This window comes from Streptomyces sp. NPDC046860, from assembly GCF_040645115.1.
Classification (GTDB): Bacteria; Actinomycetota; Actinomycetes; order Streptomycetales; family Streptomycetaceae; genus Streptomyces.
This window is the reverse complement of record NZ_JBEYXQ010000018.1, coordinates 1-25,602: the sequence shown is the minus strand read 5'-3', so window position 1 is coordinate 25,602 and position 25,602 is coordinate 1. Positions and strand designations below refer to the sequence as shown.

The 25,602-nt window shown below is 74.3% G+C and carries 20 protein-coding genes and 1 pseudogene; 10 read left to right on the top strand and 11 right to left on the bottom strand.

The genetic code is table 11. The features are described 5' to 3' along the window. Nucleotides 1-122: 122 nt before the first annotated feature. The gene (locus ABZ898_RS23270) at nt 123-983 is read right to left on the bottom strand and encodes a PhzF family phenazine biosynthesis isomerase (protein WP_361662064.1); all 861 of its coding nucleotides are present in this window, start codon (nt 981-983) and stop codon (nt 123-125) included. 105 nt (nt 984-1,088) lie between these two features. On the opposite strand from ABZ898_RS23270, the gene ABZ898_RS23265 reads away from it, so the two are divergent. Continuing rightward, the gene (locus ABZ898_RS23265; RefSeq protein ID WP_361662061.1) at nt 1,089-1,988 is read left to right on the top strand and encodes a LysR family transcriptional regulator; all 900 of its coding nucleotides are present in this window, start codon (nt 1,089-1,091) and stop codon (nt 1,986-1,988) included. Between the two features lie 62 nt (nt 1,989-2,050). Here the strand turns inward: ABZ898_RS23265 and ABZ898_RS23260 are convergent, their stop codons facing one another. Then, nucleotides 2,051-4,066, bottom strand: a complete 2,016-nt coding sequence (locus ABZ898_RS23260; protein ID WP_361662058.1) for a TerD family protein — start codon at nt 4,064-4,066, stop codon at nt 2,051-2,053. Nucleotides 4,067-4,309: 243 nt separating this feature from the next. Between ABZ898_RS23260 and ABZ898_RS23255 the strand changes: the two genes are divergently transcribed. Beyond that, nucleotides 4,310-5,071: a glycosyltransferase gene (locus tag ABZ898_RS23255; RefSeq protein ID WP_361662054.1), complete on the top strand. Its 762-nt coding sequence runs from the start codon at nt 4,310-4,312 to the stop codon at nt 5,069-5,071. A 35-nt stretch (nt 5,072-5,106) separates the two neighbouring features. Here the strand turns inward: ABZ898_RS23255 and ABZ898_RS23250 are convergent, their stop codons facing one another. The 5 genes from ABZ898_RS23250 to ABZ898_RS23230 form a co-directional block, all read right to left on the bottom strand. Next, complete coding sequence (locus ABZ898_RS23250) at nt 5,107-6,942, bottom strand: hypothetical protein (RefSeq protein WP_361662051.1); 1,836 nt, start codon at nt 6,940-6,942, stop codon at nt 5,107-5,109. A 1,006-nt stretch (nt 6,943-7,948) separates the two neighbouring features. Further along, nucleotides 7,949-8,971: an MIP/aquaporin family protein gene (locus ABZ898_RS23245; protein WP_361662049.1), complete on the bottom strand. Its 1,023-nt coding sequence runs from the start codon at nt 8,969-8,971 to the stop codon at nt 7,949-7,951. A 137-nt stretch (nt 8,972-9,108) separates the two neighbouring features. Next, nucleotides 9,109-9,768 carry a DUF4328 domain-containing protein gene (locus tag ABZ898_RS23240; RefSeq protein WP_361662321.1) on the bottom strand — a complete coding sequence of 220 codons (660 nt, stop codon included), beginning with the start codon at nt 9,766-9,768 and terminating at the stop codon, nt 9,109-9,111. Between the two features lie 130 nt (nt 9,769-9,898). Then, nucleotides 9,899-10,327, bottom strand: coding sequence for a hypothetical protein (locus tag ABZ898_RS23235; protein ID WP_361662046.1), 429 nt, complete (start codon nt 10,325-10,327; stop codon nt 9,899-9,901). Nucleotides 10,328-10,471: 144 nt separating this feature from the next. Next, nucleotides 10,472-11,152, bottom strand: coding sequence for a DUF6445 family protein (locus ABZ898_RS23230; RefSeq protein WP_361662043.1), 681 nt, complete (start codon nt 11,150-11,152; stop codon nt 10,472-10,474). A 280-nt stretch (nt 11,153-11,432) separates the two neighbouring features. Here ABZ898_RS23230 and ABZ898_RS23225 point away from each other — a divergent pair, with 280 nt between their 5' ends. Then, a complete protein-coding gene (locus tag ABZ898_RS23225) occupies nt 11,433-12,191 on the top strand; it encodes a DUF4142 domain-containing protein (protein ID WP_361662040.1) in 759 nt (252 codons plus the stop codon). On the opposite strand, the gene ABZ898_RS23220 is transcribed toward ABZ898_RS23225, so the two are convergent. After that, nucleotides 12,188-13,834 carry a glycoside hydrolase family 13 protein gene (locus ABZ898_RS23220; protein ID WP_361662037.1) on the bottom strand — a complete coding sequence of 549 codons (1,647 nt, stop codon included), beginning with the start codon at nt 13,832-13,834 and terminating at the stop codon, nt 12,188-12,190. The two genes, ABZ898_RS23225 and ABZ898_RS23220, sit on opposite strands and share 4 nt — an antisense overlap. Before the next feature lie 90 nt (nt 13,835-13,924). Further along, on the bottom strand, nt 13,925-14,896 hold the full coding sequence (locus tag ABZ898_RS23215; protein ID WP_361662034.1) for a nucleoside hydrolase: 972 nt from the start codon (nt 14,894-14,896) through the stop codon (nt 13,925-13,927). 198 nt (nt 14,897-15,094) lie between these two features. Here ABZ898_RS23215 and ABZ898_RS23210 point away from each other — a divergent pair, with 198 nt between their 5' ends. From ABZ898_RS23210 to ABZ898_RS23200, 3 genes are all read left to right on the top strand, one after another. After that, complete coding sequence (locus ABZ898_RS23210) at nt 15,095-15,883, top strand: hypothetical protein (protein WP_361662031.1); 789 nt, start codon at nt 15,095-15,097, stop codon at nt 15,881-15,883. A gap of 110 nt (nt 15,884-15,993) precedes the next feature. Then, nucleotides 15,994-16,197 (top strand): hypothetical protein, encoded by a 204-nt coding sequence (locus ABZ898_RS23205; protein ID WP_361662029.1) that lies wholly within the window; start codon nt 15,994-15,996, stop codon nt 16,195-16,197. 287 nt (nt 16,198-16,484) lie between these two features. Then, complete coding sequence (locus ABZ898_RS23200; protein WP_361662026.1) at nt 16,485-18,035, top strand: LCP family protein; 1,551 nt, start codon at nt 16,485-16,487, stop codon at nt 18,033-18,035. Between the two features lie 31 nt (nt 18,036-18,066). Here the strand turns inward: ABZ898_RS23200 and ABZ898_RS23195 are convergent, their stop codons facing one another. Further along, a complete protein-coding gene (locus tag ABZ898_RS23195; protein ID WP_361662024.1) occupies nt 18,067-19,137 on the bottom strand; it encodes a hypothetical protein in 1,071 nt (356 codons plus the stop codon). A gap of 70 nt (nt 19,138-19,207) precedes the next feature. Next, complete coding sequence (locus ABZ898_RS23190) at nt 19,208-20,392, bottom strand: PP2C family protein-serine/threonine phosphatase (RefSeq protein ID WP_361662318.1); 1,185 nt, start codon at nt 20,390-20,392, stop codon at nt 19,208-19,210. 251 nt (nt 20,393-20,643) lie between these two features. On the opposite strand from ABZ898_RS23190, the gene ABZ898_RS23185 reads away from it, so the two are divergent. From ABZ898_RS23185 to ABZ898_RS23170, 4 genes and pseudogenes are all read left to right on the top strand, one after another. Next, nucleotides 20,644-21,111, top strand: coding sequence for a hypothetical protein (locus tag ABZ898_RS23185; protein ID WP_361662021.1), 468 nt, complete (start codon nt 20,644-20,646; stop codon nt 21,109-21,111). A 253-nt stretch (nt 21,112-21,364) separates the two neighbouring features. Further along, on the top strand, nt 21,365-22,288 hold the full coding sequence (locus ABZ898_RS23180; protein ID WP_361662018.1) for a hypothetical protein: 924 nt from the start codon (nt 21,365-21,367) through the stop codon (nt 22,286-22,288). A 79-nt stretch (nt 22,289-22,367) separates the two neighbouring features. Beyond that, on the top strand, nt 22,368-24,299 hold the full coding sequence (locus ABZ898_RS23175) for an FUSC family protein (RefSeq protein WP_361662015.1): 1,932 nt from the start codon (nt 22,368-22,370) through the stop codon (nt 24,297-24,299). Between the two features lie 17 nt (nt 24,300-24,316). Further along, nucleotides 24,317-25,602 (top strand): annotated as a pseudogene (locus ABZ898_RS23170) (hypothetical protein); the annotation flags it as partial.

Genomic DNA, 25,602 nt, shown 5'->3' with positions numbered 1-25,602 from the left:
CCTGGCTGACCCACACCCGGGGCAAAGGGTTGCGCGGAAAACCTCAGAACCTCTGCTTGAAGTGCCCGAGTTCGACAAAAAACAAGGCTATTTCCGGTCATTCAGGGAGGGAGCGGAGGCGGTCACGGGATCGGCACGGCCTGACCCGTGACCCGTACGCGGGTCTCGTACGGGTCCACCTCGACGGTGAGGTCGCTCGGGCGCCCCATGTCCTCGCCCTGGCGGACCGCGACCGTGCGCGGGGCGGTCACCAGGCCGAGCGTGCGCAGGTATCCGCCGAAGGCCGCGGCCGCGGCCCCGGTGGCCGGGTCCTCGACGACACCGCCCACGGGGAAGGGGTCACGGGCGTGGTAACTCCCCTCGCTCTCACGCCACACGAGGTGCACGGTCGTCCAGCCGTGGGTGCGCATGACGGCGGTGAGGGCGTCGAAGTCGTAGGCGAGGTCGGCGAGCCGGGCGCGGGAGGCGGCGGCGAGGACCAGGTGGTCGTTGCCCGCGAAGGAGACGTGGGGCGGGAGGTCCGGGTCCAGGTCGGCGGCCGCCCAGCGCAGGGCGGCGAGCGTGGCGTCCACCTCGATGGCCTCCGCCGGGCGGGAGCGGGTGGGCACGCTGGTGAGGGTCGCCCGCACCTTGCCGTCCGGGCCGGTCACCGTGTCCACCCCGATCTCCCCGGCGGGCGTGTCGAAGAGCAGCGCGCCGGTGCCGATGCGTTCGGCGAGCGCCACCGAGGTGGCCAGGGTGGCGTGGCCGCAGAAGGCGACCTCGGCGAGAGGGCTGAAGTACCGCACGGAGAAACGGCGTCGGGCCTCGTCCCGCCCGGTGATGAAGGCCGTCTCGGAGTAGCCGACCTCGGCGGCGAGCGCGAGCATCCGCGACGCGTCGAGACCGGTCGCGTCGAGGACGACGCCCGCCGGGTTGCCTCCGGCGGGGTCGCCGGTGAACGCCGCGTAGCGCAGGACTTCGGGTGCCTCGGTGGATGCCATGCCTTCATGCTGGCGCCTCCGCCACATCAATACCAACGATGGTTTTTCATACCTGCCATCGGATTTTCCGAATGCTTTCTACGGGACGGCCCTTAGGCTGCCGCCATGGAAACCCGGCTGCTCCAGACCTTCACCACGCTGGCCAGGACGGGCAGCTTCACCGCCGCCGCGACGGAACTGCGGCTCGCCCAGTCCACGGTGACCGTGCAGATCAAGTCGCTGGAGAAGGCGCTGGGCACGCGCCTCTTCGACCGGGTGGCCCGGGGGGCGCTCCTCACCGAGGACGGGCGGCGGCTGCTCGACGCGGCGGGGGCCGTACTGGAGGCGGAGTCCCGGTTGTTCGCCGCCGCCGCCGAGGACGGGCCGGTCAGCGGGACCGTGGTCGTGGGCGCGGGCGAGACGCTCTGCTCGGCCCATCTTCCGGGAGTGATCGCCGCGCTCCGTGCCCTCCACCCCGAGGTGGAGGTGCAGTTGGAGCCCCACGGCACGTCCGCGGCGCTGACCGGGCTGCGGTCCGGCCGGCTGGACCTCGCCCTGCTGCTGGAGGAACGCGTGGAACACGCGGACATCACCGCCGAACGCGTCGCCACCCAGCCGCTGGACCTGCTGTGCGCCCCCGGCCACCGCCTCGCCGGCCGCACCCGGCCGGCGACCTGGGCGGAGCTGGCCCAGGAGGACTTCTTCCTCCACGAACAGGGCTGCTCCTACAGCGACTGGCTCGCCGAACAGCTCCGGGCGGTCCCCGGCGCCCACCCCCGCATGACCCGCTTCGGCAGCATCGAGGCCGCCCGCTCCTGCGTGACGGCGGGCCTCGGCCTGACCGTCCTCCCCCACGCCAACGCCGAGGCCGCCCTCCGCGACGGCCGCCTCACCCAGGTCACCGGCCCCACCCTCCCCGACGTCCCGGTCCACCTGGCCCACCACCGACGCCGACGGCCCACGCGGGCGGCGCGGGCGGTGGTGGGGGAGGTCGTGCGGTACTTCGGGGCGGGCCGCCCTCGCTGACGCCGCCTCCACGGCCGTGAAGCGCTGAGCGGCAGGGCCGGTACGTCGGCGGAGCGTGCTCCTCAGGCGCTCTTCGCGGGCTCCGCCTCGCTGTCGAGATGTGCCACCACACTCCGGTGGAAGCGGTGCACCGCCTCGTCCACGCTCCGGATGAAGCTGGACGCGGCGTTGCCCCGGGTGCTGCCCATGGTCTTGAGGAGGGAGAGGCGGAAGCCGGTCACCGGAGTCCCGGACTTCGGCAGTATGTTGCCGGGCTCGGGGCGCAGGCGCTCCAGCGTGCCGCGAGGCCCGCCCGTCCCGCCCTCTACGAGGGTCTCCACGTGCAGGTCGGCAGGGGCTTCGGCGAGCCGGCGGACCAGGCGCTTCGCCCAGCTGAGCGGGTAGCCCTGCGCGGGTGCGGCGATCTCGAACGAGGTGCGCAGGCGGCCGGTGCGCAGGTCGGCGGTGAGGGACAGCACGCCGGGTGTGCCGTCGATCCGCAACTCGGCGCCGAGACGGCCCTCGTGGCAGAGCTGGTCGGCGAGGAGGACGCGGCGGGCTGCCGGGTCGGTGCCGCGCCGGGAGCGCTGGACGGGCAGCACCTTGCGGCCGAGTTCGCCGCCGAGGCTCAGACAGACCTGGCGGACGAGGCGCTCCCAGCTCTCCACCACCTCCAGCGCGCGCGGGTCTCCCTGGCACAGGGTCTCGTCGTCGATGCCGTTGCGTACGGGGACCCAGGCGGCGCCCATGTTCTGGAAGCCGTGACAGCCGGAGTTCTCGTGCTGGAGGTAGTGCAGCAGTTCACGGAGCAGCCAGGCGTGCGCCGCGTCGTTGACGCCCTCGTGCTGGATCAGCATCTGCGCCTGGTGCGCGACCTCGGCCCAGGACAGGTGCCGGAGCGCCACCTTGTGCTTGCGCCGGCCGTCGATCTTGACGTCGACCAGCGGGCGGCCCTCCAGCTCCACGTCGTTCGACAGCGTGATGACGGCCTCGTAGCCCCGGCGCGCGGCGATGTCCATGTACGCCTGGACCTGCTCGTCCCTGAGGGCGTTGCCGTTGGTCTTCGTCTCGACCAGGGCCGTCCACAGCTTGCCCGCCCGCTCGACCCGGATCACCCCGTCCGGGCGGCGCGGGGAGTCGCCGTGCGGCAGCGTGACCTCGGTGAAGGTGTCCATCCGCCCGGCCGGCGCGCCGAACGCGGCGGTCAGGCGGCGGCCGAACTCCGGGATCTGCGCCATCACCGACAGCAGTACCGAGGTCGCCCGCGCCTCCCGGTCGCGGTCGCTCTTGAGGGCGGACACGGGGAACAGCCGTGCCTCGCGCCAGGAGTCGTTCTCCGCCAGCGACCGCCGGGGGACCTTCGGCAGAGTGACCTTCTTCTTGGCGGTACGGGGGCGGGCCGGGGCCTTCTTCGGCGCGACGGGTCCGGCGGCGCGGGGTGCGGGGACCGCGGCCCGACCGGGTCCGCCCGCGCTCTCCTCCTCGCCGGTGCCGTCCGGCGACTGCTCCACGAACGTGGCCGGCGCGTCCTCCGGCACCGCTTCCGTACCGGCGTCGTCGTCGATGTCCACGCCGAAGTCGGTGGCCAGGCCCGCGAGACCGGAGCCGTACCCCTGGCCCACGGCCCGGAACTTCCACGCGCCCTCGCGCCGGTACAGCTCGCCGAAGATGAACGCGCTCATCGGGCCCGCGTCCGCGATCGTGAAGCCGACCAGGTCCGTGCCCGAGCCGTCCGTCAGGGTCAGGCGCAGGTTCTCCAGTTCCCCGAAGTGGGCGCCCTCGTACCGGCTCGCCGCGATCACGATCCGCGCGACCTCGCCCGGGATCGCGGTCAGATCGAAGCCGATCCGGTCCTGACTGCCGTCCCCGGTCGGCGTCTTGCCCAGCAACTGCACGCTGCCGTCCGGCGCGACGGGGTTGTTGTAGAAGTAGAAGTCGGCGTCGCTGCGTACCTTGCCGTCGCCGTTCAGCAGCAGTACGGAGACGTCCGCGTCGCCCTCACCCGTCGGGCTCGTCCAGTCCAGGGCGATGACGACGGAATCGACGCTCTCACTCAGCGCCGCAAGTGTCGCATTGGCTCCCTTGGCCAGCTCCTGCATGACTCCACCCCCCAGTAGTGCCTGCGGCACGCCCTGCCAGGGCATCGTCCATGCCGATGGCACCATGCGACGCGCCGCACATTCAGTGCACCAAAAACGTTAATACGTGCCACGCTCCGCCGGGCCTGTCCGCTCGAAATAGTTGCTGCTTGCAGGGGATTCGGGGGCTCGTACGCGGAAGTGGGGGCATCCGAGGGCTCGTTATGGTTCTCCCACCGATCGCCGAAGGGGAGCGCGTTCCGCATGCCTGTGCTCAGCGTCCTGACGCCCGTCCACGACGGCGGTCACGCCTATCTGCGCGAGCTGTACGACTCGCTGCGGGCGCAGCGGCTGCCCGCGGGGTGGCGGATGCAGTGGGTGGTGCAGGAGGACGGCGTCACGGGACGGCCGGCGGCCGTGCTGCCCGACGAGCCCTGGATATCGACGGGTTCGGGACGCCACGGCGGGGCCGCCCGTGCCCGCACCCTGGGTCTGGCCCGCGTCACCGGCAGGCTGCTGCGGTGTGTCGACGCGGACGATCTGCTCCCGGACGACGGCACCCTCGCCCGTGACATCGAGGTGCTCTCCGCCCGCACCGGCTACGGCTGGACCGTCGCACCCTGCCTCGACCTGCTCCCCGACGGCCGCCTGGTGCCCGGCCCCTACGACCCCGCGCCCGGCCCCCTGCCCGCCCGGACCCTGCTGGACGGGGCCGCCCGCGGTGCCATGCCGGTGGTGGGCACCACCCAGACCGTGCACACCGAACTGGTCCGCCTGCTGGGCGGCTGGCCCGCCCTGCCCGCCTTCGAGGACGGCGCCCTGCTGCTGAGCTGCGAGGCGGTCAGCCCCGGCTGGATGCAGTCCGAACCCGGCACCCTCTACCGCAAGCACCCCACCCAGCACACCGCCACCGAAGCCTTCCGCGACCGCTCGGAGGCCCGTCTGCGCGTCCAGATCGCCGTCCAGCGGGCGGAGGCCCTCCACACGGCGGGCTGGCGCTGGCGCCCGACGGCCGACAAGGACTGACCGACTCAGCCCGTCTCAGCTCAGCCCGTCTCAGCTCAGCTACGTGTTTCACGTGAAACACCCGATCGGCCGTCCGGGCACGGGGCACCGAGGTCCGGATCTGGGCGCACCGTCCGTGGTGGCGGGACGGGCAGGTGGGGTGAGGACGCCGTCGGGGGTGCCTCGATCTCGGTGAGGAGGCGGTGGAGGGAGGCGCGTACGGCCGGGAGGTCGGGGAGGTCGGGGGTGCCCGGCAGGGTGCCGGGGGTCTCCAGGGCGGCCAGGGCGCGGTGGGCCCGGCGCCAGGCCCGGGCGGTGCGGCCCTGGCTGAGGTCGGTGCGGGCGCGGGCGTGGCGGGCCAGAGCCGTCGCCCAGGCGTCGTCGCGTACGCCCGGGGAGGCCAGCGCGCGACGGGCGCTGCGGCCCGCCGCGCCGGGGGACGCGCCGGCCTGGGCCAGGGCCAGTGCGGCCAGACTCACCGCCGGCGGCGGCCCGCCCGGGGCGTGCGCGGGAACGGTGTCGGCGGCCTGCCGGAAGCAGTCGGCTGCGGTACGGGCGTCCCCGCGCTCCCACGCCAGTACGCCCTGCACGTGCGCGACCCGGCCGATCAGCGCGTCGTCCCCGGCGAGCACCGCCACCGGCCAGACCTGGCCGAGCAGGGCGCGGGCGGTGGCCGGGTCGCCCGGGGCGTGCAGCCAGGCGGCCAGCCACTTGGCGCGGGCCACGAGGTGGTCGTCGGCGACCGGGCGGGCCAGCAGACCGGCCAGGTGCGCGCGGCCCTCCTCGCCGTGGTCGTGCACCGTCCACCAGAACCAGAGGCCGACCACCGCGGCCAGCGCCGCCGTCACCTGCGCGGCCGGGGCCTCGGGGCGGGTCGCGTACTCCACCAGCGCCGCCAGGTCGGCCGCGTTGTCCTGGACCAGCAGGGCGGCCTGGCGCTGGTCCCCGGCGTTCCACAGGTGCTCGGCGACCTCCGCCAGGCGCCGGTGGTGCAGCACATGGCGTTCCACCGCCACCTCGAACTCACCGGCCGCGCGCAGCCGTTCGGTGCCGAAGTCGCGGGCGGCACGGGTCATCCGGTAGCGGGGCGGGCGGGGGCCTCCCGGTTCGTCCAGGGTGTCCAGCACTCCGGCCGAGGCCAGCCGGGCCAGGCAGGCGGAGACCTGGTGCGGGGCGACCCCCGCGCCCGCGCACAGATAGGCCGCCGTCGACTCGGTGAACGCCCCCCGGAACACGCTGCTCCGGCTCCACACCGCGCGCTCGGACCGCTCGCACAGCAGATACGCCGACCCGACCGCCGAGCGCAGCGAACGGTGCCGGTGCAGCGCGGGTCCGGGCGCCGCCAGCCAGCACTGTCCCCGCTCCAGCCGGTCGGCCAGCTCCCACGCGGACGACTCCCCGTCCAGCTGTCCGGCCGCCAGCTCCACGGCGAGGGGCACGCCCTCCAGCACCCGGCAGATCCGGGCCACGGCCGCCGCCCGCTCGCCCTCCGCCCGGAAGCCGGGGGCGGCGGACCGGGCACGCGCGAGGAACAGCGCCACCGCCGGGTCCACGGCCAGCGGCGCCAGGCGCAGCACCCGCTCCTCACCGAGCCCGAGCGCCTGGCGGCAGGTCACCAGTACGCGCACACCGGGGACGTCCATCAGCAGCCGCTGCACCAGCCCGGCGCACTCGGTGCGCACCGCGTCGGCGTCGTCGATGAGCAGGAGCACGGGGCCCCGCTCCGGCGCGGCCAGGGCCGGGACCAGGTCACCGAGGGCCGGGCGGCCCTTCTCACGGGCGCGCCCGCGCCCACGCGGCACGTTCCCCGCGCCGGACGTACGCCGCCCGGCCGCGCCCCGCGTACCCGTCACCGCTTCCGTCACCCGCGCCGAGAGCGCGCCTGCCGCCACCGGCCCCCCGCCGCCCGGACACCGCACGTAAACCACCCGCGCCCAAGGACTCCCACCCGGCACCCCGAAGCCGCACCCCACAGCCGGCCCCCGCCCCTCAGCACCAACCCCGCCCGGGCACCCGCACCCGCACCCGCACTCCGGACTGCCGTCGGCCGGGACGCCCCACCCCCACTCCGGGCCACCACCGGCCGGGCGCCCACACCCGCACTCCGGACCGCCGTCGGCCAGGCGCCCGCACCCACACTCCGGGCCGCCACAGACCGGCACGCCACGCCCACACTCCAGTCCGCCACCGGCCAGGACGCCACACCCACACCCCAGATCACCTCCGGCCAGAGAGCCGCACCCGCACCCCGGACTGCCACAGCCCGGGCACCCGCACCCACCCCCCGGACCACCACCAGCCGCGAAGCCGCCCCCGCACTCCACGCCACCACCAGCCGGGCGCCCGCACGCACGCTCCGCACCACCACCGGCCAGGACGCCACACCCACACCCCGCACCACCAGCCGGGCACCCGCACCCACACCCCACACCACCACCACCCCAGCACCCGCCCTCCAACCCCGCCCCCTCCACCGCGGCAGCGGCCAGCACGCTCTTGCCCACGCCCGCCGCCCCCGTCACCGTGACCAGCCGGTTCCGGAGCAGCCGGGCCCGCAGGGCCGCCGTCTCCGCCTCCCGCCCGATCAGGCCCTCGGGCCCGCAACGCCCCGCTGCGGAGGCCCATTCGGTGTCCTCGGCGTATGCCCACACTGTTCCGCGCTCCCGAGCTCGGTGCGGTGCGGCACCCCGTGGCCGCACACCCGGAGGGCGGCGCGACACAGAGGCGAATCGTTCCTGCATGGCACCGCGTTCACGCCCGGTCCAACGGCCGCCCGCGGCCCCAGGTGCGGACGCGGGCCAGGGATCACACGCCGCACTGAACCGTCGTACACAGGTGCACATACCGGTGGGCGGCCCGGAGAACCGGACCGCCCACCTCACCGAACCGCCGGAGGAGCTAGTACTCGTCCTCGTCCGGACCCTTCCCCGGGCCCCCAGGGCCGCCGCCCGGGCCCTCGCCGCGGCCGGTCTCGTCGTCGCGGTCCACCGTCCTGACCGGGCGGGAGCGGCCCGGCTCGGGGAGTTCACCCAGGTCGTGCCGGAGGTAGAGCACGTCACCGACGAAGAGGTCGTAGAGGAAGATGCCGACCAGGCCGCCGACCAGCGGGCCGACGATGGGAATCCACCAGTACCCGCTGAACTGGCCCGGCACGCTTCCCGGGAAGGCGAGGCTGCCCCAGCCGGCCGCCCAGGTGAACAGGCGGGGGCCGAAGTCACGGGCCGGGTTGATGGCGTAGCCCGCGTTGGCGCCGAAGGACATGCCGATCGCGGCGACCACGAGGCCGACGACGAAGGGAGCCAGGTTCGCCTTCACCGCCTGGTTGCGCAGGTCCAGGATGGCGACCACGAACATCACCAGGAAGGCCGCGCCGACGATCTGGTCGATCAGCGGGCCCCAGATGCCGCCGTGGAAGTAGGGCGCCGGGAAGGTGGCGAAGATGGAGAACGAGGCCAGGGTGTGGCCGTCCGTCTTGGGCCCCTTCACCGAGGAGTCGAAGGTGTCGATCGCGTTGTGGTAGACGAGGTACACCAGCGCGGCACCCGCGAAGGCGCCCGCGACCTGGGAGAACCAGAACGGCAGCACCTTCAGCCAGGGGAAGCCCCGGCGTACGGCCATGGCCAGCGTGACGGCCGGGTTGAGGTGGGCGCCGCTCACGCCGCCGGCCACGTACACGCCGAACGTGACGGCCAGGGCCCAGCCCCAGGCGACCAGCAGCCAGTCACCGGCGGCGAGGAAGATCGTCGTGGTGGTCGCGGCACGGCCGGAGCCCGGCAGCGCGGCGACCGCCATGGCGACCACACCGCAGCCGAACGAGATGAGGACGAAGGTCCCGATGAACTCCGCCATGCACTCGCCCGCCAGACCGCCCCGGTGCCGGAGCCGGGACGGCTTGATGATCGGGGGTATTTCGACAGCCATGGAGGCCCCCTAGCAGAGGAGCGGTACGGCAAACATCCTCATATTCACCCGAACCGCCCCGGCCCGCAGGGCGGGAGCCCCATCCGGCCTAAGGGTCCTCACGGGGAGGACACCTCGGAAGGACGCCCTCCGGCCCGTCAGACCCGGGCCAGACGCGCCGTCTGGGCCGCCGTCACCGTACGGACCATCAGCGCCCCCGCGACCGCCGCGCCCGCCACGGCCACGTCGGCCGTCAGCAGCGGCCCGATGTCCGAGTAGGCGCGGGCGATGACGGAGTCGGTGCTCCGCTGCTGGAGGACGCCGCCGAACGCTCCGGCCAGCCACAGGACCCACCACACGTTGACCACGGCCGGCAGCCGCTGCCCGGGCGCGCTCGCCCGGTAGGCGTCGGCCACGATGCCGCGCGGGAACCACAGGTTCACCACCGGCACCACCCACCCCAGGTACACCCAGATCCCGGCGTACTTCGGCGGGCGTCCCGACAGCGCGAGGGCGTTGTCCCGGACCCGCCACAGCCACATGAGGAAGGCCGCCGCGCACAGGAGGGTGAGCAGGGAACCGGCCGCGCTCACCAGGTGGTACGCGTTCTCCAGGGAGTCGAGCGGGCGGTGCGTACCGCCGCCCTGGTCCGGGGGCCCGGAGGCGGGCTCGCCCGCGCTGTACAGCCGTATCTCCCACACCGCCCGTGCCAGCCAGGCGGTCCCGGTCAGCAGCAGGGTCCCGGCGGCCAGCCGGGCGAGGGTGTCCGAGGCCCGCGGGTCGGGGGGCGCGGCAGGGGCCTCAAGAGCGTCGTCCATGGTCACGGACCCCATACTCACCCGGCCAAGTGGCGAGGCGCCAGGCCCTCTTGTGCCGGTGGGAACCGTGAACGAGGCCGGTGCCGCGCGGGAGAGCGTCGCGGCACCGGCCTCTGCCCGGAGGCGGCCGTCAGACCGTCGTACCCGGCATACGGCCCTCCGGGTGCCAGGTGGCCAGCGCCCAGATGATGAAGAAGTCGATGGCGATCAGGATCAGCGACCAGATCGGGGAGTACGGCAGGAACAGGAACTGCAGGATCAGGCCCAGCGAGGTGATCACGATGCCGACCACCCGCGCCCAGGCCGCTCCCATCAGCACGCCCGCGCCGGTCGCCACCACGATCACGCCGGCCGCCAGCAGGATCCAGCCCCAGCCGGTCAGGTTGATCTTGTAGACGTAGGCGTTGATACGGGCGTACACGTCGTCCACGGCGATGGCCGAGATGCCCTGGAAGATGTGAAGGATGCCGTTCACCAGCATCAGCACACCCGCGAAGACCGCACCTCCCTCGGCCAGCCCGCTGTGCTGGGGCCGCGCCGACTGAGTCTGCTGGGTCATGGCCGTTACCTCCGACGTCTCGTCCCCCGTGAACCCCGGACGGGTCCGTAGCTACGACGATCGGACGCGGGGCGCCCGGTGACCACGGGGGCTAGGCCGAACGGGTGACGGCACGGGGGGCGGCGAGCCCGGGTCCGGGGCGGCTCAGGCCATCCAGAAGAACACCGCCGTCATCCGCTTGTCCGCCAGGGTCCGGCCGGTGTAGGCGGTCGCGCTGTGCACCAGGTTGGCGTGGTAGAGCAGCAGGCGGTTGGCCCGGTGCGGGACGCGTACGTCCTCCTCGAAGGCGTCGGGGGCGACGAACCGGGTGCCGAGGGCGTCCACCAGGTTGTCGTGCGGGGCCTGGACGACGTTGCCGCCGAGGCGTCCGCCGGGCAGGGACTGCCGGTAGAAGCTGGTGCCACAGGACTTCGGGACCCCCGGGTTGAGGTAGAGCACGGCCGCGTACCGGCACAGGGCGCGGGAGTCGGCGTGCGGGCGGGGCTCGCTCTCGCCCTCGCCCACCACCTGGACGCAGTTGTGGTCGAGGGTGCCCCCGCCCAGGGCCCGCTGCACCCACAGTTCGCTCGCCCCGGTGGCCCTCTTCACCAGCCGTTCCACGCGGGCCAGTTCACCGGGTTCGAGGCCGGGCGTCGCCCGCAGTCCGGGCCAGCTCTGCGAGGTGTACGGGTGGCCCTCGGCCCAGTCCTCCTTGGCGAGGCACCGCTCGCGCACCGCGCCGGCGTCGGGCAGGACGTCGTCCAGGACCCAGTAGTCACGGCCCTCGGTGGGCTTGCGGTACGGGAGCACGGGCAGGGCGGCGGGCGGTCTCGGCTGTGGGGGCATGCGGCGAAATCTAGGCCGGTGACCTGCGCGGCTTCGCCCGGGGAAAGGTCAATCCTTGGCCAACGTCCGCTCAGGTTAGGGTTGTTCAAGGGCCAAGAGCGCCCGTCCGGCACACCGCGCGGGACCGGTGCGAAATCTTTGCGGCGAACATCGAGACGAATCGTCTCCGCATCCGTACTGCTGTGTGTCTGAACCCGCCTGTCGGCGGAACCACGACCGGGCAGGAGGAACAGTGCGCTTTTCGCGGAACGCGACGGGAACTCTCTTCGTGGGCGGTGCCATGGCACTGACCCTCGCCGCGCTGGCCTATCCGGGCATGCTCGGACTGGACACCGTCTCCACCTCGCAGACCCGCATCGTCGCCAACACCCAGTGGGGTCCGCTCACCGAGCAGGACCGGGACTTCGTGGTGAAGGTGCGCGCGGCGGGGCTGTGGGAGTACCCGCTCGGCCAGATCGGCCTGCAGAAGGGTGCCTCCGAGGAGGTCAAGACCGCGAGCAGGCACCTGATCGACGGGCACGCGGCGCTGGACGCCTCCGTCCGCAAGATCGGCCCGATGCTGAACATCACCCTGCCCAACGTGGCGAGCCCCCAGCAGGAGGGGTTCGTGACCCAGCTCAAGGGCGAGACCGGCAAGGAGTTCGACACCGACTTCGCCAACATCCTGCGGATGACGCACGGTTCGATCTTCAACGCCATCGCGAAGATCCGGTCCACCACCAAGAACTCGCTGGTCCGCGCGCTGGCCGACCAGGCCAACGACACCGTGCTCGACCACATCACGGTGATGGAGAAGACGGGCCTGGTCGACTTCGACCAGACCATCTTCCAGCAGACCACCCCGCCGAAGCTGCCCTCGGACAACCTGACGCCGCCGGCGCCGGACCCCGGTCAGCCGCAGGTCGTGCTGACCCCGCCGCCGACCGCCACCTCCACCCCGCTGAACATCGACGGTCTGACCGGCCCGAACAGCACCCGCAACGACCCCACCCCGGCCCCGGCTCCGGCCCAGCCGAGCCCGACGCCGACCATCGGCTAGCCGAGCCACACCGTGGTGTCCGGCGGGACGACGTCCGGATCGGGCAGCGTCCCGCTGGACAGCAGGAGTTCGCCCGCCGGACGGGGCACCGGTTCCCCGGTGACGTTGGTCAGACAGCGCCAGCCCGGGGCCCGGGTGAAGTCCAGGACGCCGGGCGGCGCGCCGGGCGTCCAGGTCAGCTCCTCCCCCTGGAGCAGCTTGCGGCGCAGCCGCAGCGCGGTGCGGTACAGCTCCAGCGTGGAGCCCTCGCGGCCGGACTGCGCCCTCACGGCGTACCGGGCGAAGGACTCCGGCTGCGGCAGCCAGGCCGGGCCCGGCCCGAAGCCGTACGAGGGTCCGATGGCCGTCCACGGCAGGGGTACCCGGCTGCCGTCCCGGCCCTTGCGGGTGTGCCCCGACTGCTCCCAGACCGGGTCGCGCAGCGCCTCGGCGGGCAGACCGGCCACCTCGGGCAGGCCCAGCTCCTCGCCCTGGTAGAGGTAGGCCGAGCCGGGCAGCGCCAGCATCAGCAGGGTCGCCGCGCGGGCCCGGCGCAGGCCCGCCTCGGGGTCGGTGGCGGGGTCCGTGCCCCCGGAGCGCAGCCAGGCGTCCAGGTCGGTGCCGGGCGGCAGGATCAGCCGGGACGCGTGCCGGATCACGTCGTGGTTGGACAGCACCCAGGTGGCCGAGGCGCCCACGGTGTGCGCCTCGACGAGGGAGGCGGTGATGGCGCGGCGGAGTTCGTCCGCGTCCCAGCCGGTCTGCAGATACTCGAAGTTGAACGCCTGCCCCAGTTCGTCGGGGCGGGCGTACAGGGCGCGGCGGGTGTCCGGGACCCACGCCTCGGCGACGGCGGTGCGGGGCGGGTCGTAGGCGTCCAGGACGCGGCGCCAGTCCCGGTAGATCTCGTGGACCTCGTCCCGGTCCCAGTAGGGGTGGCTGCCGGGGGCGAGCCGGGTCAGGGCCTCCTCGCCGGTGGCGCCGAGCGCGCCGATGTCCCGCAGGGGCTCGGTGAGGTCCTTGGCCAGGCCGTGGGCCACGTCCACGCGGAACCCGTCCACGCCCCGGTCGGACCAGAAGCGCAGGGTGGTGCGGAAGTCCTCGCGGACCTCAGGGTGCGACCAGTCCAGGTCGGGCTGCTCGGGGGCGAACAGATGGAGGTACCAGTCGCCGTCCGGGACACGGGTCCAGGCGCTGCCGCCGAACACCGACTCCCAGTCGGTCGGCGGCAGTTCGCCGTACGTGCCCCGGCCGGGGCGGAAGACGTAGCGGGCGCGGGCCGGTGAGCCGGGCGCGGACAGCAGGGCCTGCTGGAACCAGGGGTGGCGGTGCGAGGTGTGGTTGGGGACGAGGTCGACGACGACCTTCAGGCCCAGCCGGTGCGCCTCGGCGACCAGCGCGTCGAAGTCGTCCAGGGTGCCCAGGCGTGGGTCGACGCCCCGGTGGTCGGCCACGTCGTAGCCGCCGTCGGCCAGTTCGGAGGGGTAGAAGGGGCTGAGCCAGAGGGCGTCCACGCCGAGGGTGGCCAGGTGGTCCAGGCGCGCGGTGACGCCGGCCAGGTCGCCCAGGCCGTCGCCGTCGGCGTCCGCGAAGCTGCGGGGGTAGACCTGGTAGACGACCGCCTGCCGCCACCAGTCGGGGTTCCGGGACGAGAGGTCCGCCATGCGGGCTCCGTTCGCTTCACCTAGGGGGTGTTGCCAGGAATCTGTCCAGGTCGTCCCGATTCGGAAACGTGCTGATCCGCCGGAGCGGCCCTATGGCCGCTCCACCGTCCTCAGGTACAGGTCCACGTACCGCTCGACGTCGACGTCCAGCGCCACGTCGATCAGGGGCCTTTCGCGGGCGCCCCCGTGGATCTCGGACTCGCCGGGGCGGGCCCTGAGGTCCACGATCGTCTGGCCGCGGGCCGGGCCGGGGGCGAGGCAGACCTCGACCGGGAGTGCGCGGGTGGTGAGCCCGGCCGGGTCGGCGACCGCGCAGACCGCGCCCGCGTCGCCCAGGCCGCCCGCCTCCTCGTCGCCGGGGGTGGTGCCGGGGGCGCTCGGGCGGTGGGCGAGCAGGTCCCCGGCGAGCCTGGCGCCCGGTTCGGGGCTCGCGCGCAGGCGGCGGACCTCGGTGCCGGGCACGACGACCCGGCTGAACACGTCCAGCCCGTACATCGTGACCGGCACGTCGGCGGTGAGCAGGATCGCGGCGGCCTCCGGATCGTGCCAGACGTTGAACTCCGCGACCGGGGTGGCGTTGCCGACGCCGACCGCGCCGCCCATGAAGACGATCCGCTCGATGTTGCCGGTCACCTCCGGGTGGGTGCGCAGCAGCAGCGCGATGTTGGTCAGGGGCGCGGTCGGGATGAGGGTCACCGGGCGCGGGGAGGCGAGGATCTCCCGGCGCAGCAGGGCGACGGCGTCCAGGGCGGCCGGGGCGCGGGTGGGGGCGGGCAGGCCGAGGTCGCCCATGCCGTCGTGGCCGTGCACATGGCGGGCCGGACGGGCGGGCTCCAGCAGCGGGCGTTCGGCGCCCCTGGCCACCGGGACGTCGGGGGCGCCGGCCCGCTCCAGCACGGTGAGGGTGTTGCGGACCACGCCGTCCACGTCGGTGTTCCCGGCCACGCAGGTCACGGCGCGCAGGTCGAGTCCGGGGTGGCGGACGGCGAGGAGCAGGGCCAGGGCGTCGTCGACGCCGGTGTCGCAGTCGATGATCACGGGAACGGCGGGCTGCTCGGCCACGGCGGACTCCTCGGGGTGTGCGAGCGGGCGCCTCGACCTTAGGGGGTGTCTCGCCCGTCGCGCCGGACTCGCGGCGTGACGGACGGGTGACCCGGCCGGGGTGCGGTCCTCACCCGAACGGACCGGAGCGCTGGTGGCCGGTGATCACCGGTGTTGCCGTAGGAGCAGGCAGCGGCCGGAACGATCTGGAGGCACCCGATGACCGGAGGCATACGTACCCGCGGCTCGCGCGTCCTGCTGCCGGTCGCCGGGCTGCTGGCGCTGACCGGCTGCGCGACCCTCGGCCTGGAGCACCCGCCCACCGCGACGTATCCGCTGCCGACGGTCGAGAAGCCCGCGGCCTCCTCCAAGGCGGCGCCCGACGGGAGTTCGGCGCTCACCGACGCGCAGGCGGAGGCGGCGCTGGTCACCGAGTCCGACCTGGGCTCCCCGTGGGCCGCGACGGGCGGCGCCGCGACCTGGCGGGACGGCATGCTGAAGGCCACCTCGCAGGTGGCGGAGTGCCAGCGGCTGCTGGACGCGCTCTACTCCGACCAGGTGCTCGGCGCCCCCGCGCGGGTGGCCGTCGCCCTGGACGACCCCGGCTCCGGGGCCCAGATCCGCTACCAGATCGGCGCGCGCCGTCCCTCCGACGTGGACGCCGACCTGAAGTGGCTGGGGGAGATGCCGGCCAAGTGCGCCCGCTTCACGGCCACCACCCAGACCGGCCTGAGCGAGGACGTCCAGGTCGGGACGCTGCCCCTGCCCGAGGTCGGCGACAGACGCCAGGGGCTCGCCGTCACCGTCACCGCCACCGACCCGGAGGACCCGGACGCCGGGGAGCAGGTCCTCACCCTGGAACTGGCCGCCGTCCGCGTGGGCGAGGACGCCTTCGCCCTCACCAACGGCGGCACCGGCGACGTCCCGAACGACGCCACGCAGGCGGCGGTCCAGATCGGCGCGCTGCGCCTGGCCGACGTGCGCAGGCAGGGGCGGGCGCAGGTCTGAGGGCCCGGCCCGCCGGCTCCCCGGGCCCCTCTTGTCGTCCGGGGTACACGCCCCTAGGTTGAACGGCGGCCCAAGTCCGCTTGACTCGTCGCCGATGTTGCGAGGTCGCTGTGCCAGGACGCACCCCCGCCCACGTCGCACGCCCCCACGCGCCCTTCCTCGCCCGGCTCCGCCCGGCGGCCACCACCCCGTTCGCCAGAGGCGTCGCCGCTGCCGTGGTGGCCGTGGCCGCCCTCGTCACCGCCGCCAACGCGGGCCCCGCCCGCGCCTCCGACACGGTCCAGGAGCCGGTCGCCCGGCACGCCCAGCCCTGAGGGCCCGAAGGACTCCGCCGACCCCAACACCCGGTTCACGCAAGGGGCTTTACGGTCCTCCCCGGGTAAAAACCCGCCCCGGACCGGGGCATCAATCACCCCAGACCCCACCGAAAGACCGGTTGTACGGAAGTGGAATATCTCACCGTCAACAGTTGACAGCCGACCACGCCATTAGGGTGAGCGCGATCCGGCCTGGCCCACGCCCACGGCGCACCGCCCGGCCGCTGAACGGGGATCTCTTTTCGGTGGCCGGGGTCGGGGCCAGGGGCGGAAGGGCACGGGGGATGACGGGTAGCAGCCTGCGCGCGGAGGACACCGAGGCACCCGGCGGCGCAGCGGACGAGACCGTGAGACCGCCCCGCCGCCGCGCCCGACGCGTCCTGCGCTGGACCGCTCTCGTCCTCGCCCTGCTGCTGCTCTCCACCGCCACCGCCGGCTACCTCTACTACCGCCACCTCAACGGCAACCTCGCCAAGGCCCCGCTGAACCTCGGCGACAGCCCGCGCCCCTCCGCCACCCCGGACGCGGCGGGCCGCACCCCGCTGAACATCCTGCTGATCGGCTCGGACAGCCGGAACACCGCGGACGACCTCGAACTGGGCGGCTCCCGGGGCGATGTGGGCCGCCCGCCGCTGGCGGACGTGCAGATGCTGCTGCACGTGTCGGCGGACCGCGACGACATGTCGGTGATCAGCCTGCCCCGCGACACGATGATCCCGATCCCCCGGTGCACCGACCCCGTCACCAAGAAGGTGTACCCGGAGCTGAGCCTGGCGATGGCGAACGAGTCGCTGGGCCGGGGCGGCCCCGGCTGCACGGTGGCCACCTGGATGCGGCTCACCGGCATCCCCGTCGACCACTTCATGATGGTCGACTTCTCCGGCGTGGTCGCCATGGCCGACGCCATCGGGGGAGTCCCGGTCTGCGTCGAGGAGAACGTCTGGTCGCACACCGCGAGCGGCCACGGCTCCGGCCTCAAGCTGGAGGCGGGCACCCACCCGGTCAAGGGCAAGCAGGCACTGCAGTGGCTGCGCACCCGCTACGGCTTCGAGGACGGCACCGACGTCGGCCGCACCCACGCCCAGCACATGTACATGAACTCCATGGTCCGCCAGCTCCGCGCCGACGCCACCCTCGGCAACCCGGCCGAGATGCGGCGGCTCGCGGAGGCCGCGACGAGCGCCCTCACCGTCGACGACGGACTCGGCACGGTGAAGGAGCTGTACGACCTGTCGATGGAGCTGCAGAAGGTGCCCACCGAGCGGATCACCATGACCACGCTGCCCACCACCCCGTGGGCGGCGGACCGCAACCGCCTGGTGCCCGCCGCCGAGGACGCCGACAAGCTCGTCTCCATGGTCCGCGACGACGTCCCGCTGGACGGACGCGACACCGGCAGGCCCAAGCCGAAGCCGACCGACCCGGCCGCACCCGCCGCCGAGCTCACGGTACGGGTCCAGGGCGGCAGCGGCGCGGGCCTCGAGGCCCCCGTGCCCGACCGCGCCGGAGCGGTCGCGCGGAGCCTGCGCGAGCACGGCTTCACCCGGACCACCGCCGACGACGAGGCCGCCACCGAACCCGGCACCTCCGTCCTGTACTCCGGCACCACCCTGAAGGGCGACGCGCTGGCGGTCGCCGAGGCCCTGGGCATCCCCGCCGCACGGGTCCGCGAGGTGGAGGACGCCCGGGACGTCACCCTGGTCGTCGGCTCCGACTGGCCCTCCGGCGACCGGTTCCCGCAGCCGAAGAAGCGCACGGTCCCGAAGACCGCCGCCGTCCTCGGCGGCGCCACCACGGACGCCTGCATGAAGATCCAGAAGGGCTTCACCTGGTGAGAGCCGGGGCGACGCGCCCCGGTGACGGCGGCTAGTCGGCCGCCGACACCCCCTGGGCGCGCCCGAGTTGCTCCAGCCGGGCCCGTACGTCGTCCAGGGCGCCCTCGCGGCGTCCCGGCACGCGCAGCCGCAACTCCACCAGCCGGGGGCCCAGTTCACGGGCGCGGACCGGGTCGTCGATGCGGCCCCACTGATGGTGGGCGCGGTCCGCGGCGGACTCCACGGCGGGCGCGCCGGGCGCGTGGCCCGAGGCGAGCCGGAACTCGGCGACCGCCAGCCAGGCCCGGCAGCTGCGCACCGGGTCCCCCGCGAACATCGCCAGGTCCGCCCGTACTTCGGCCCAGTGCAGGGCGTCCTCGGAAGCGGGACCGTGCACCCGTACCGCCGCCTCCTGGTGGCGGGCGGCCAGCCGGTCCGCCTCGGCGTGCCGGCCCGCCCGCACGGCGGCGCTCACCGCGTCGTGCGGATCGCCCTCGTCGGGGGCGGTGAGCACCAGGTTCGACGGCACCTCGGCCGCGATCCGGTCCAGCGCCCGCCGGTGCAGCTCCGCGAGCGGCGGGCGGTGCCCGCCGCGCAGCAGCGTCGCCACCGCCCGCATGTACGTCGGTTCGGCGATCCGGCGCCACCCCGGAGGCGGCGCGATCCGGCCGTGCACGAGGGCCGTACGGCCCGAGTCCAGCGGGCGCCCGGCCAGGTCCGCCCAGGTCTCGGCGTCCGCGTGCAGGTCCAGCACCAGATGGGTGGTCCCGGCCGGGCGCAGCCGCAGCTCGTCCTTGAGCCAGTGCCAGGGCAGCGCGGTGTAGCGGGCGGTCGCCGGGGTGGTGCGGGCCAGCGCGAGATGCGGCAGCCGCTGGCGCCGGTCGAGCAGCAGTTGCCCGGTGACGTACACCGTCAGCGGGCCGGACGCGGCGGCGGCCGCGCGCACCCGGGTCAGCACGCCCTGCGGGTCGAGGGGGTCGGCGAGTTCGACCACGTTCGCGGTGTCGGTGCCCGCCAGCACCGATGGCGCGACGGCGCCCAGCACCGGCAGCACGGCCGCCGCGTCCACCAGACGGCCCCGGCCCAGCGGCGCGGCCGCGAGCAGCAGCACGGTTCCGGGCATCGCGCCTCCCCTCCCCCTGTGGTTCACCGGCCAGCCTGCACCGTAACCGCTGGACACGGACACGCGGGGGTCAGGAGGGCGAAGGTCGCCCGGTCGTGGACGCGGGCGCCCGCCCGGGAGGGGGCTCGGGCAGCCGCCGGACCGCGAAGGCGGTGGTGTCGTCGCCGAGCCTGCCGTGGGTGTGCCGCAGCACCCCCTCCCGCACCATGCGCACCAGCCGCCGCGGCGCGGCCCGCCCCGGGTCCTCGGCCACGGCCCGCGCCACCTCGCGCGGCAGCGGGTAGTAGGCGTCGGCGCGGTCGCGGGCCTCCGTCACGCCGTCCGTCACCATCAGCAGCGTCTCGTCCGTCTCCAGCCGCTCCCGGCCGACGGGCGGGCCCGCCCGCTCCCCGGGCGCCCCGTCACCCGTCAGGTCCCCGAAGCCGATCGGCAACCGCCCCCCGCCGAGCAGCGGGCGCACCCCGCGCGGGCCGACGGCGAGCGGCGGCTCGTGCCCGAAGTTGATCAGCTCGACGGTGTCCGGGGCGTCCGCCGGGAAGGCGAGCAGCAGCGCGGTGGCGAACCGGTCGCCGTCGTACCGGCCGAGCGCGGCGGAGTGCCCCCGGTGGCGGCACATCCGCACCTCCAGCCGGTCGGCGACGGTCACCAGATCGGGCTCGTGGTAGGCGGCCTCCCGGAAGCTGCCGAGCAGCGCGGCCGCGGTCTCCACCGCGCCGAGCCCCTTGCCCTGCACGTCACCGAGGAGCACCCGGGTGCCGTGCGGGCTGGGCTGGATGTCGTAGAAGTCGCCGCCCACCCGCGCGTCCACGTCGGCGGCCAGATACACGCCCGCGTGCTCCAGTCCGGCCCAGTTCGGCGGCAGCGGCCGCAGCACGGTACGGCGGGTGGTCTCGGCGATGTCCCGCATGTGCAGGCCCCGCCGCTCCCAGCGCGAACGCACCACGGAGGCGATCACGGCGAGCGCCCCGCCGAGCGCGACCAGCACGAAGTCGGCGGTGCCCGCCCGGTACCGCTCGGGGTAGGCGGTGTCCACGGCGAGGTAGGTGACGAGGGACAGCAGGGCGAACGTGATGGTCGGGCCGACCCCGCAGACGGCGGCGGCGATGCTCGGGACCAGGATGATCCAGGAGACGATCCGGAAACTCTCCCCGGACTCGAAGTCCACGGTCACGATGGCCGCCAGCAGCACCAGCGGAACGAGCCAGGACGTGCCGGGGCCGAGGACCCGCCGCTCGCGCCGGCGCCGGTACTCCATCTCGGTCACGAGCCCCATCTCCGTCCCGAGACCGCGCGTCTCTCCGTCCCCGGACCGCGATGCCGGCCGCGGGCCGCCATCCCCGGAAACCTCAGGGGACCACGGAAACCTCAGGGGACCACGGACCGATTCCGGCCGCATCCGGGCCCGGGTCACCCACCCGGCCGAGTTGCCGCGCCGTCGCCGCAGGTGTGCCCTGGAAGGCGAGGGCGGCGGCCAGCGGCCCGAAGCGGCGAGAGAGGAGCGCTCTCATGGCTCACGCGGCATCCGCGTCCGGTGCGCTGCCCCGGGGCGGCCGTAAGGACACCCCGGCCCTGGCGGGCCCGCCCCCCGACGTCTTCGACGCCCGCACCCACCGCATGGCGAGGATCGCGGTACCGGTGCTGCTGGCGCTGGTCTACGGCTACTGGGCGGCCGCCAACCGGCGCTCCGGCGGTCCCGTCACGGGCTGGAACCTGCTCTTCGGCTTCCTCACCGCCCTGGTCTTCGCGGTCGTGCTCTACGGCGTGCTGACCGTCGCGCCCAGGCTGCGCCGCGAACTGCACGCGCTGCTGTGGGCGGTGTTCGTGGGCGTCTCCTTCGGCTTCCTCTACAACCAGGCGGGAGCCTCGATGGTCCGCTCCGTCGGCATCCCCCTGCTGGTGGCCGCGGTGACGTTCATCGTGTTCTTCTACCGCTTCTACACCCGCGAGGACGCCGTGGGACACCGCGTCCACTAGGGTCTTTCTTCCGGATCAGGCCGGCTCGGGCCGACGGCGCCCTTCGGGCCGACCCGAGCGGGGTCTGGTGCGTGCGGCTGCAAGGCGGAGGAGGGAGTCGACGCGGAGCGTCGGCAACCGACGACAACGCCGCAGACGTGCGTGCCAGGGCCCGCGACCCCGGCAAGATCCGGAAGACAGGCCCTAAGGGCCTGTCCCCCGAACGCACCCCCACCGCTCGCGGACCGGGCCCGGCGGGACTTGCCTTGAAGGCGTGCACCCCCGTCTGAGGAGTGCCCTGTCGGCCGCGCTGATCGCCCTGTCCTGCCTCCTCGTGCCCTTCGGCGCGCCGGCGGCCTGGGCTGCGTACACGCTCACCGACACGGGCCGGTACGTCACCACGATGGCACCGCTCGCCGCCGAACCGGCCGTGCGGGACGCCGTCGCGCAGACGGTCGGCGACGGCATCCTGCGCGAGGTGGACCAGCGGGCGGACATGACGCCGGTACGCGGCTCGGTGGGCCCCTTCGTCCGGGACGCGGTGCGCTCCTTCACCCACACCCGCGCCTTCCGCCTCGCCTGGGACACCGGCAACCGGGTCACCCACGACGCCGTGCTGCGCGCCCTGCGCGAAGAAGCCCCGGTGGACGGCGCCCCGCGCCCGGTCACCGTCGACCTCGCCCCGGTCACCGCGCAGGTCAAGGCACAGCTCGCCGAGGACCACGTACCGCTCGCCGCCCGCATCCCGGTCCGCCACACCGAGGTGCCGGTGCTCCCGGCGGGTGAGCTGACCCGGTACCGCAAGGGATTCCACATGCTCGAAGTCGCCGGTCTGTGGCTGCCGGTGGCAGCCGTCGTGTTCGCCGCCGCCGGGATCGCGCTCGCGGTGCGCCGCCGCCGCGCCGTGGTCGCCACCGCGCTGGGCACCGCGATCGGGGGCGGGCTGCTCGGGCTCGCCCTCACCGCGGGCCGCGCGCTCACCCTGGCCGACCTCCCGGCCGACGTGCCGCACCCGGTGGCCGCCGCGGTGTACGACGCCCTCACCTCGGGCCTGCGCACCGTCTCCTGGCTGCTGCTCCTGCTCGGCCTCACGGTCGCCCTGACCGCGTGGCTCACCCGCCGCCGCTCGGCCCGGCGCAGGGGCACGGACGAGTCCGGGCCGGCCGGGACACCCGCGCGGACCCGGGCGCGCGTCTGAAGTCACCCCGCCCGGCGGACGGCGCGCGCCGGTCCGGCACCGGCCCACCGGGAACGGACCAAACAACCATAATGGGCGCATGCCCCGAGAGTTCCGCATCGGCCTCACCCCGCCCGACTGGCTGGTCCGGAACCTCCGCCCGCAGCCCGCACCCGTCAACTGGGCCGCCGTCGCACGTGCCTCGATCGCCATGTCCCTGCCCCTGGCGATCGGACTGGCGGCGGGCCGGCCCGAGCTGGGCGCGCTCGCCTCCATGGGCGCCCTGAACGGCGTCATCGGCGACACCGCCGACGCCTACCGGATGCGCGTCATCACCATCGGCATCCCCCAGCTCACCGGCGCCGCGGGCGTCATCCTCGGCCAGCTCGTCTTCGGCCAGGGCTGGTACGCCGTCGCCGTGGTGACCGGGGTCGCGCTGGTCTCCGGGATGATCTCGACCATCGGCGCGGTGGCCTCCGTGTCCGGGCTGCTGCTCCTGCTCAACTGCGTCGTCGGCGCCGGACTCCCGCTGCCGCACCCCTGGTGGCTGGCACCGCTGCTGATGACCGGGGGCGGGCTGCTGGTGCTGGCCCTCGCCCTGCTGGCATGGCCGCTACGGGCCGGGGTGCCCGAGCGGGCGTCGGTGGCCAACGCCTACCGCAGGGTGGCCGACCTGCTGGCCGCGTGCGGCGACGAGGACCGCTACATCACCGCCCGATTCGACGTCACCCGCTCGCTGAACCAGGCGTACGACCTGATCCTGGGGCACCGGGCCAGACACCACGGCCGCAGCGAGGAACTGACGCGGCTGCTCGCGCAGTTGAACGCCACCGTCCCGATCATCGAGGCCGCCCCCGCCGTCCATCTCACCGGCCGCCCGCTCCCGCCGCAGGTCCCGGAGGCGGTACGGGAACTGGCCGGCGCCGTCGAGACCGGCGACACGGCCCGCCTGCGCCCGCCGGGGCTCCCGCTCGCCCTCACCGAGACCGAGCGCGCCGTCGACCACGCGCTGCGGCACACCGCCGAGGTGGTCACCTCACCCTCGGTGGACCCGCGCGGCATCGACGAACGCACCGTCGCCCTGCACGTACGCACCGCCCGCGCCGCGCGGGACGCGATGCTGTCGGCGGGCTCCTGGCGCTACGGGCTCCGCCTCGCCGTCTGCATCGGCATCGCGCAGGCCCTCGTCTCCCTCGTCCCGGTACCCCGCTCCTACTGGGTCGCGCTGACCATCACCTTCGTCCTCAAGCCCGACTTCGGCTCGGTCTTCTCCCGCGCCCTGCTGCGCGCGCTCGGCACGGTCGTCGGCCTGGTGGTGGCCGCGGCGGTACTGGCGGAGGTGCCGATCGGCTGGTGGGACGTGCCGGTGATGATGCTGCTCGCGCCGCTCGTCCCCGCGCTCACCCCGCGCGGCTACGGCTTCCAGACCGCAGCGATCACGCCGGTGATCCTCCTCGTCTCCGACATCCTCAACCGCCAGGGCACCGGCCTGCTGCTGCCCCGGCTGCTGGACTCCCTCATGGGCTGCGGGATCGCGCTGGTCGCGGGGTACCTCCTCTGGCCGGAGAGCTGGCACACCCGCGTCGGCGACCGGCTCGCCGACGCGGTCGAGGACACGGCGGCCTACGTGGCCACCGCGTTCGCCACCGGCACCGACCCCGCGCTCCGCGCCCGCATGCGGCGCCGCCTCTACCGCGACCTGTCCACCATCCGGACGGAATTCCAGCGCGCGCTGACCGAACCACCGCCCACCGGGCGGCGCGCTGCGGCATGGTGGCCGCTGGTGGTCGCCGTGGAACGGATCGTCGACGCCACGACCGCGGCACGCGTCCGCGTCCACCACGGCGCACCCCCTCCCTCCTCGGCCGAGATCGACCAAGTGGTCCGCCAACTAGGTGAATTGGCCGAGGGGGTCCGGGAGGCCGACACCCTCGTCGCCTTCCCCACCCACCTGACCGGCCCGGCGGGCAGCGTGCTGGAACCGGTACGACAAGAAGTGGCGGCCGCGAGAGCCATCGCCACACCGCACTGACGGGCCGCTAACCTAACGTGGCCGTCCTGGCCAGGGATCTACGGCGACAACTCACGCGAAGGGGTGCGCACATGGGCATTCTCACTCTCCTGCGGAACGCGTTCGGCCGAGGACGCAAAGAGCGTCCCGCCGAGGCGGAGAGTGCGGACCAACTCCCCACCCCCCGCCAGGAACACGACCTGGTGGCAGCAGCCTTCGACACCCCCCGGGTACCGGCCCAGCAGGCCACCACCCGGGACCAGGCACAGCCCACGGAAGCCGACCAGGCACACCCGCAGGCCGAGGTGGAGACTCCGCAGCCGGAACCGGTGACACCGGAGGCGGATACCGCGGAGCGGGTCACGCCGGAGGCGGATACCGCGGAGCGGGTCACGCCGGAGGCGGATGCCGCGGAGGCTGAGGCGAACGTCACGACGGCCGAGGAGGAAACTCCGCAGGCAGAGCCGGTCACGCCGGAGGCGGAGGTCGCTGAGGCCGAGGAGGAGACTCCGCAGGCAGAGCCGGTCGCGCCGAAGGCGGATGTCACGACGGCCGAGGAGGAAACTCCGCAGGCAGAGACAGTCGCGCCGGAGGCGGAGGTCACGGAGGCCGAGACCGAGGCTCCGCAGGCGGAGAAGGCGGCCGAGCCGGAGCCCCTCGCCACGGCGGAAGCGCCGGCCGAGACGGAGACCGCGCCGGAGGCCGAGGTGGAGCCGGCCCCCCTGACGCTGGAGCCGTCCATCCTCGACGTGGAGCCGTCCACCCCCGAGGCGGACGCGGAGGTACTGGTACCGCAGCAGCGCACCGAGCCCCTGCCCGAGGCGGAGGCCGACCAGCCGGCCATCCCCGAGCAGGCCACGGAGCCGACCGCGGACGCACTGACGACCCCGGACCCGACCCCCGAGGTCACGGCAGAGCCGACGCAGGAAGCCGAGCCGGAGGCCACGGCCGAGCCGGCGCCGGAGGTCACCCCGGAAGCCACCGCCGAGCCGGAGCCCACCCCCGAGGTCACGGCCGAACCGACGCAGGAAGCCACCCCGGAGCCCACCCCCGCCCCGGAGGTCACCGCCGAACCGCTGGCCGAAGCCGAGCCGGAGCAGGCCGCCACCCCGGAGCCCACCCCCGCCCCGGAAGCCGCCGACGGCGTCACGCCCCCGCAGGCGGCTCCCGCACCCGACAACGCGTCCCGCACGGGTGGTGCGGGTGGGAACACGATCGAGGCCGATGGCGCAGCCGAGGCCGAGGAGGATCGCGCGGAGCTTGTCGAAGGCGTTGGCCTGGGTCGCGAGCCCAGTCTTCAAGCGCTCCATGGTGCGGATGAAGT

Bases quoted from the DNA above. Each gene is read 5' to 3' on its own strand.
- ABZ898_RS23195 (WP_361662024.1), bottom strand. From the start codon at position 19,137: ATGCCCGGAACCGTGCTGCTGCTCGCGGCCGCGCCGCTGGGCCGGGGC.
- ABZ898_RS23225 (WP_361662040.1), top strand. From the start codon at position 11,433: ATGGCACTGACCCTCGCCGCGCTGGCCTATCCGGGCATGCTCGGACTG.
- ABZ898_RS23265 (WP_361662061.1), top strand. From the start codon at position 1,089: ATGGAAACCCGGCTGCTCCAGACCTTCACCACGCTGGCCAGGACGGGC.
- ABZ898_RS23185 (WP_361662021.1), top strand. From the start codon at position 20,644: ATGGCTCACGCGGCATCCGCGTCCGGTGCGCTGCCCCGGGGCGGCCGT.
- ABZ898_RS23235 (WP_361662046.1), bottom strand. From the start codon at position 10,327: ATGACCCAGCAGACTCAGTCGGCGCGGCCCCAGCACAGCGGGCTGGCC.
- ABZ898_RS23240 (WP_361662321.1), bottom strand. From the start codon at position 9,768: ATGGACGACGCTCTTGAGGCCCCTGCCGCGCCCCCCGACCCGCGGGCC.
- ABZ898_RS23260 (WP_361662058.1), bottom strand. From the start codon at position 4,066: ATGCAGGAGCTGGCCAAGGGAGCCAATGCGACACTTGCGGCGCTGAGT.
- ABZ898_RS23190 (WP_361662318.1), bottom strand. From the start codon at position 20,392: ATGGAGTACCGGCGCCGGCGCGAGCGGCGGGTCCTCGGCCCCGGCACG.
- ABZ898_RS23210 (WP_361662031.1), top strand. From the start codon at position 15,095: ATGACCGGAGGCATACGTACCCGCGGCTCGCGCGTCCTGCTGCCGGTC.
- ABZ898_RS23220 (WP_361662037.1), bottom strand. From the start codon at position 13,834: ATGGCGGACCTCTCGTCCCGGAACCCCGACTGGTGGCGGCAGGCGGTC.
- ABZ898_RS23245 (WP_361662049.1), bottom strand. From the start codon at position 8,971: ATGGCTGTCGAAATACCCCCGATCATCAAGCCGTCCCGGCTCCGGCAC.
- ABZ898_RS23230 (WP_361662043.1), bottom strand. From the start codon at position 11,152: ATGCCCCCACAGCCGAGACCGCCCGCCGCCCTGCCCGTGCTCCCGTAC.
- ABZ898_RS23255 (WP_361662054.1), top strand. From the start codon at position 4,310: ATGCCTGTGCTCAGCGTCCTGACGCCCGTCCACGACGGCGGTCACGCC.
- ABZ898_RS23200 (WP_361662026.1), top strand. From the start codon at position 16,485: ATGACGGGTAGCAGCCTGCGCGCGGAGGACACCGAGGCACCCGGCGGC.
- ABZ898_RS23270 (WP_361662064.1), bottom strand. From the start codon at position 983: ATGGCATCCACCGAGGCACCCGAAGTCCTGCGCTACGCGGCGTTCACC.
- ABZ898_RS23175 (WP_361662015.1), top strand. From the start codon at position 22,368: ATGCCCCGAGAGTTCCGCATCGGCCTCACCCCGCCCGACTGGCTGGTC.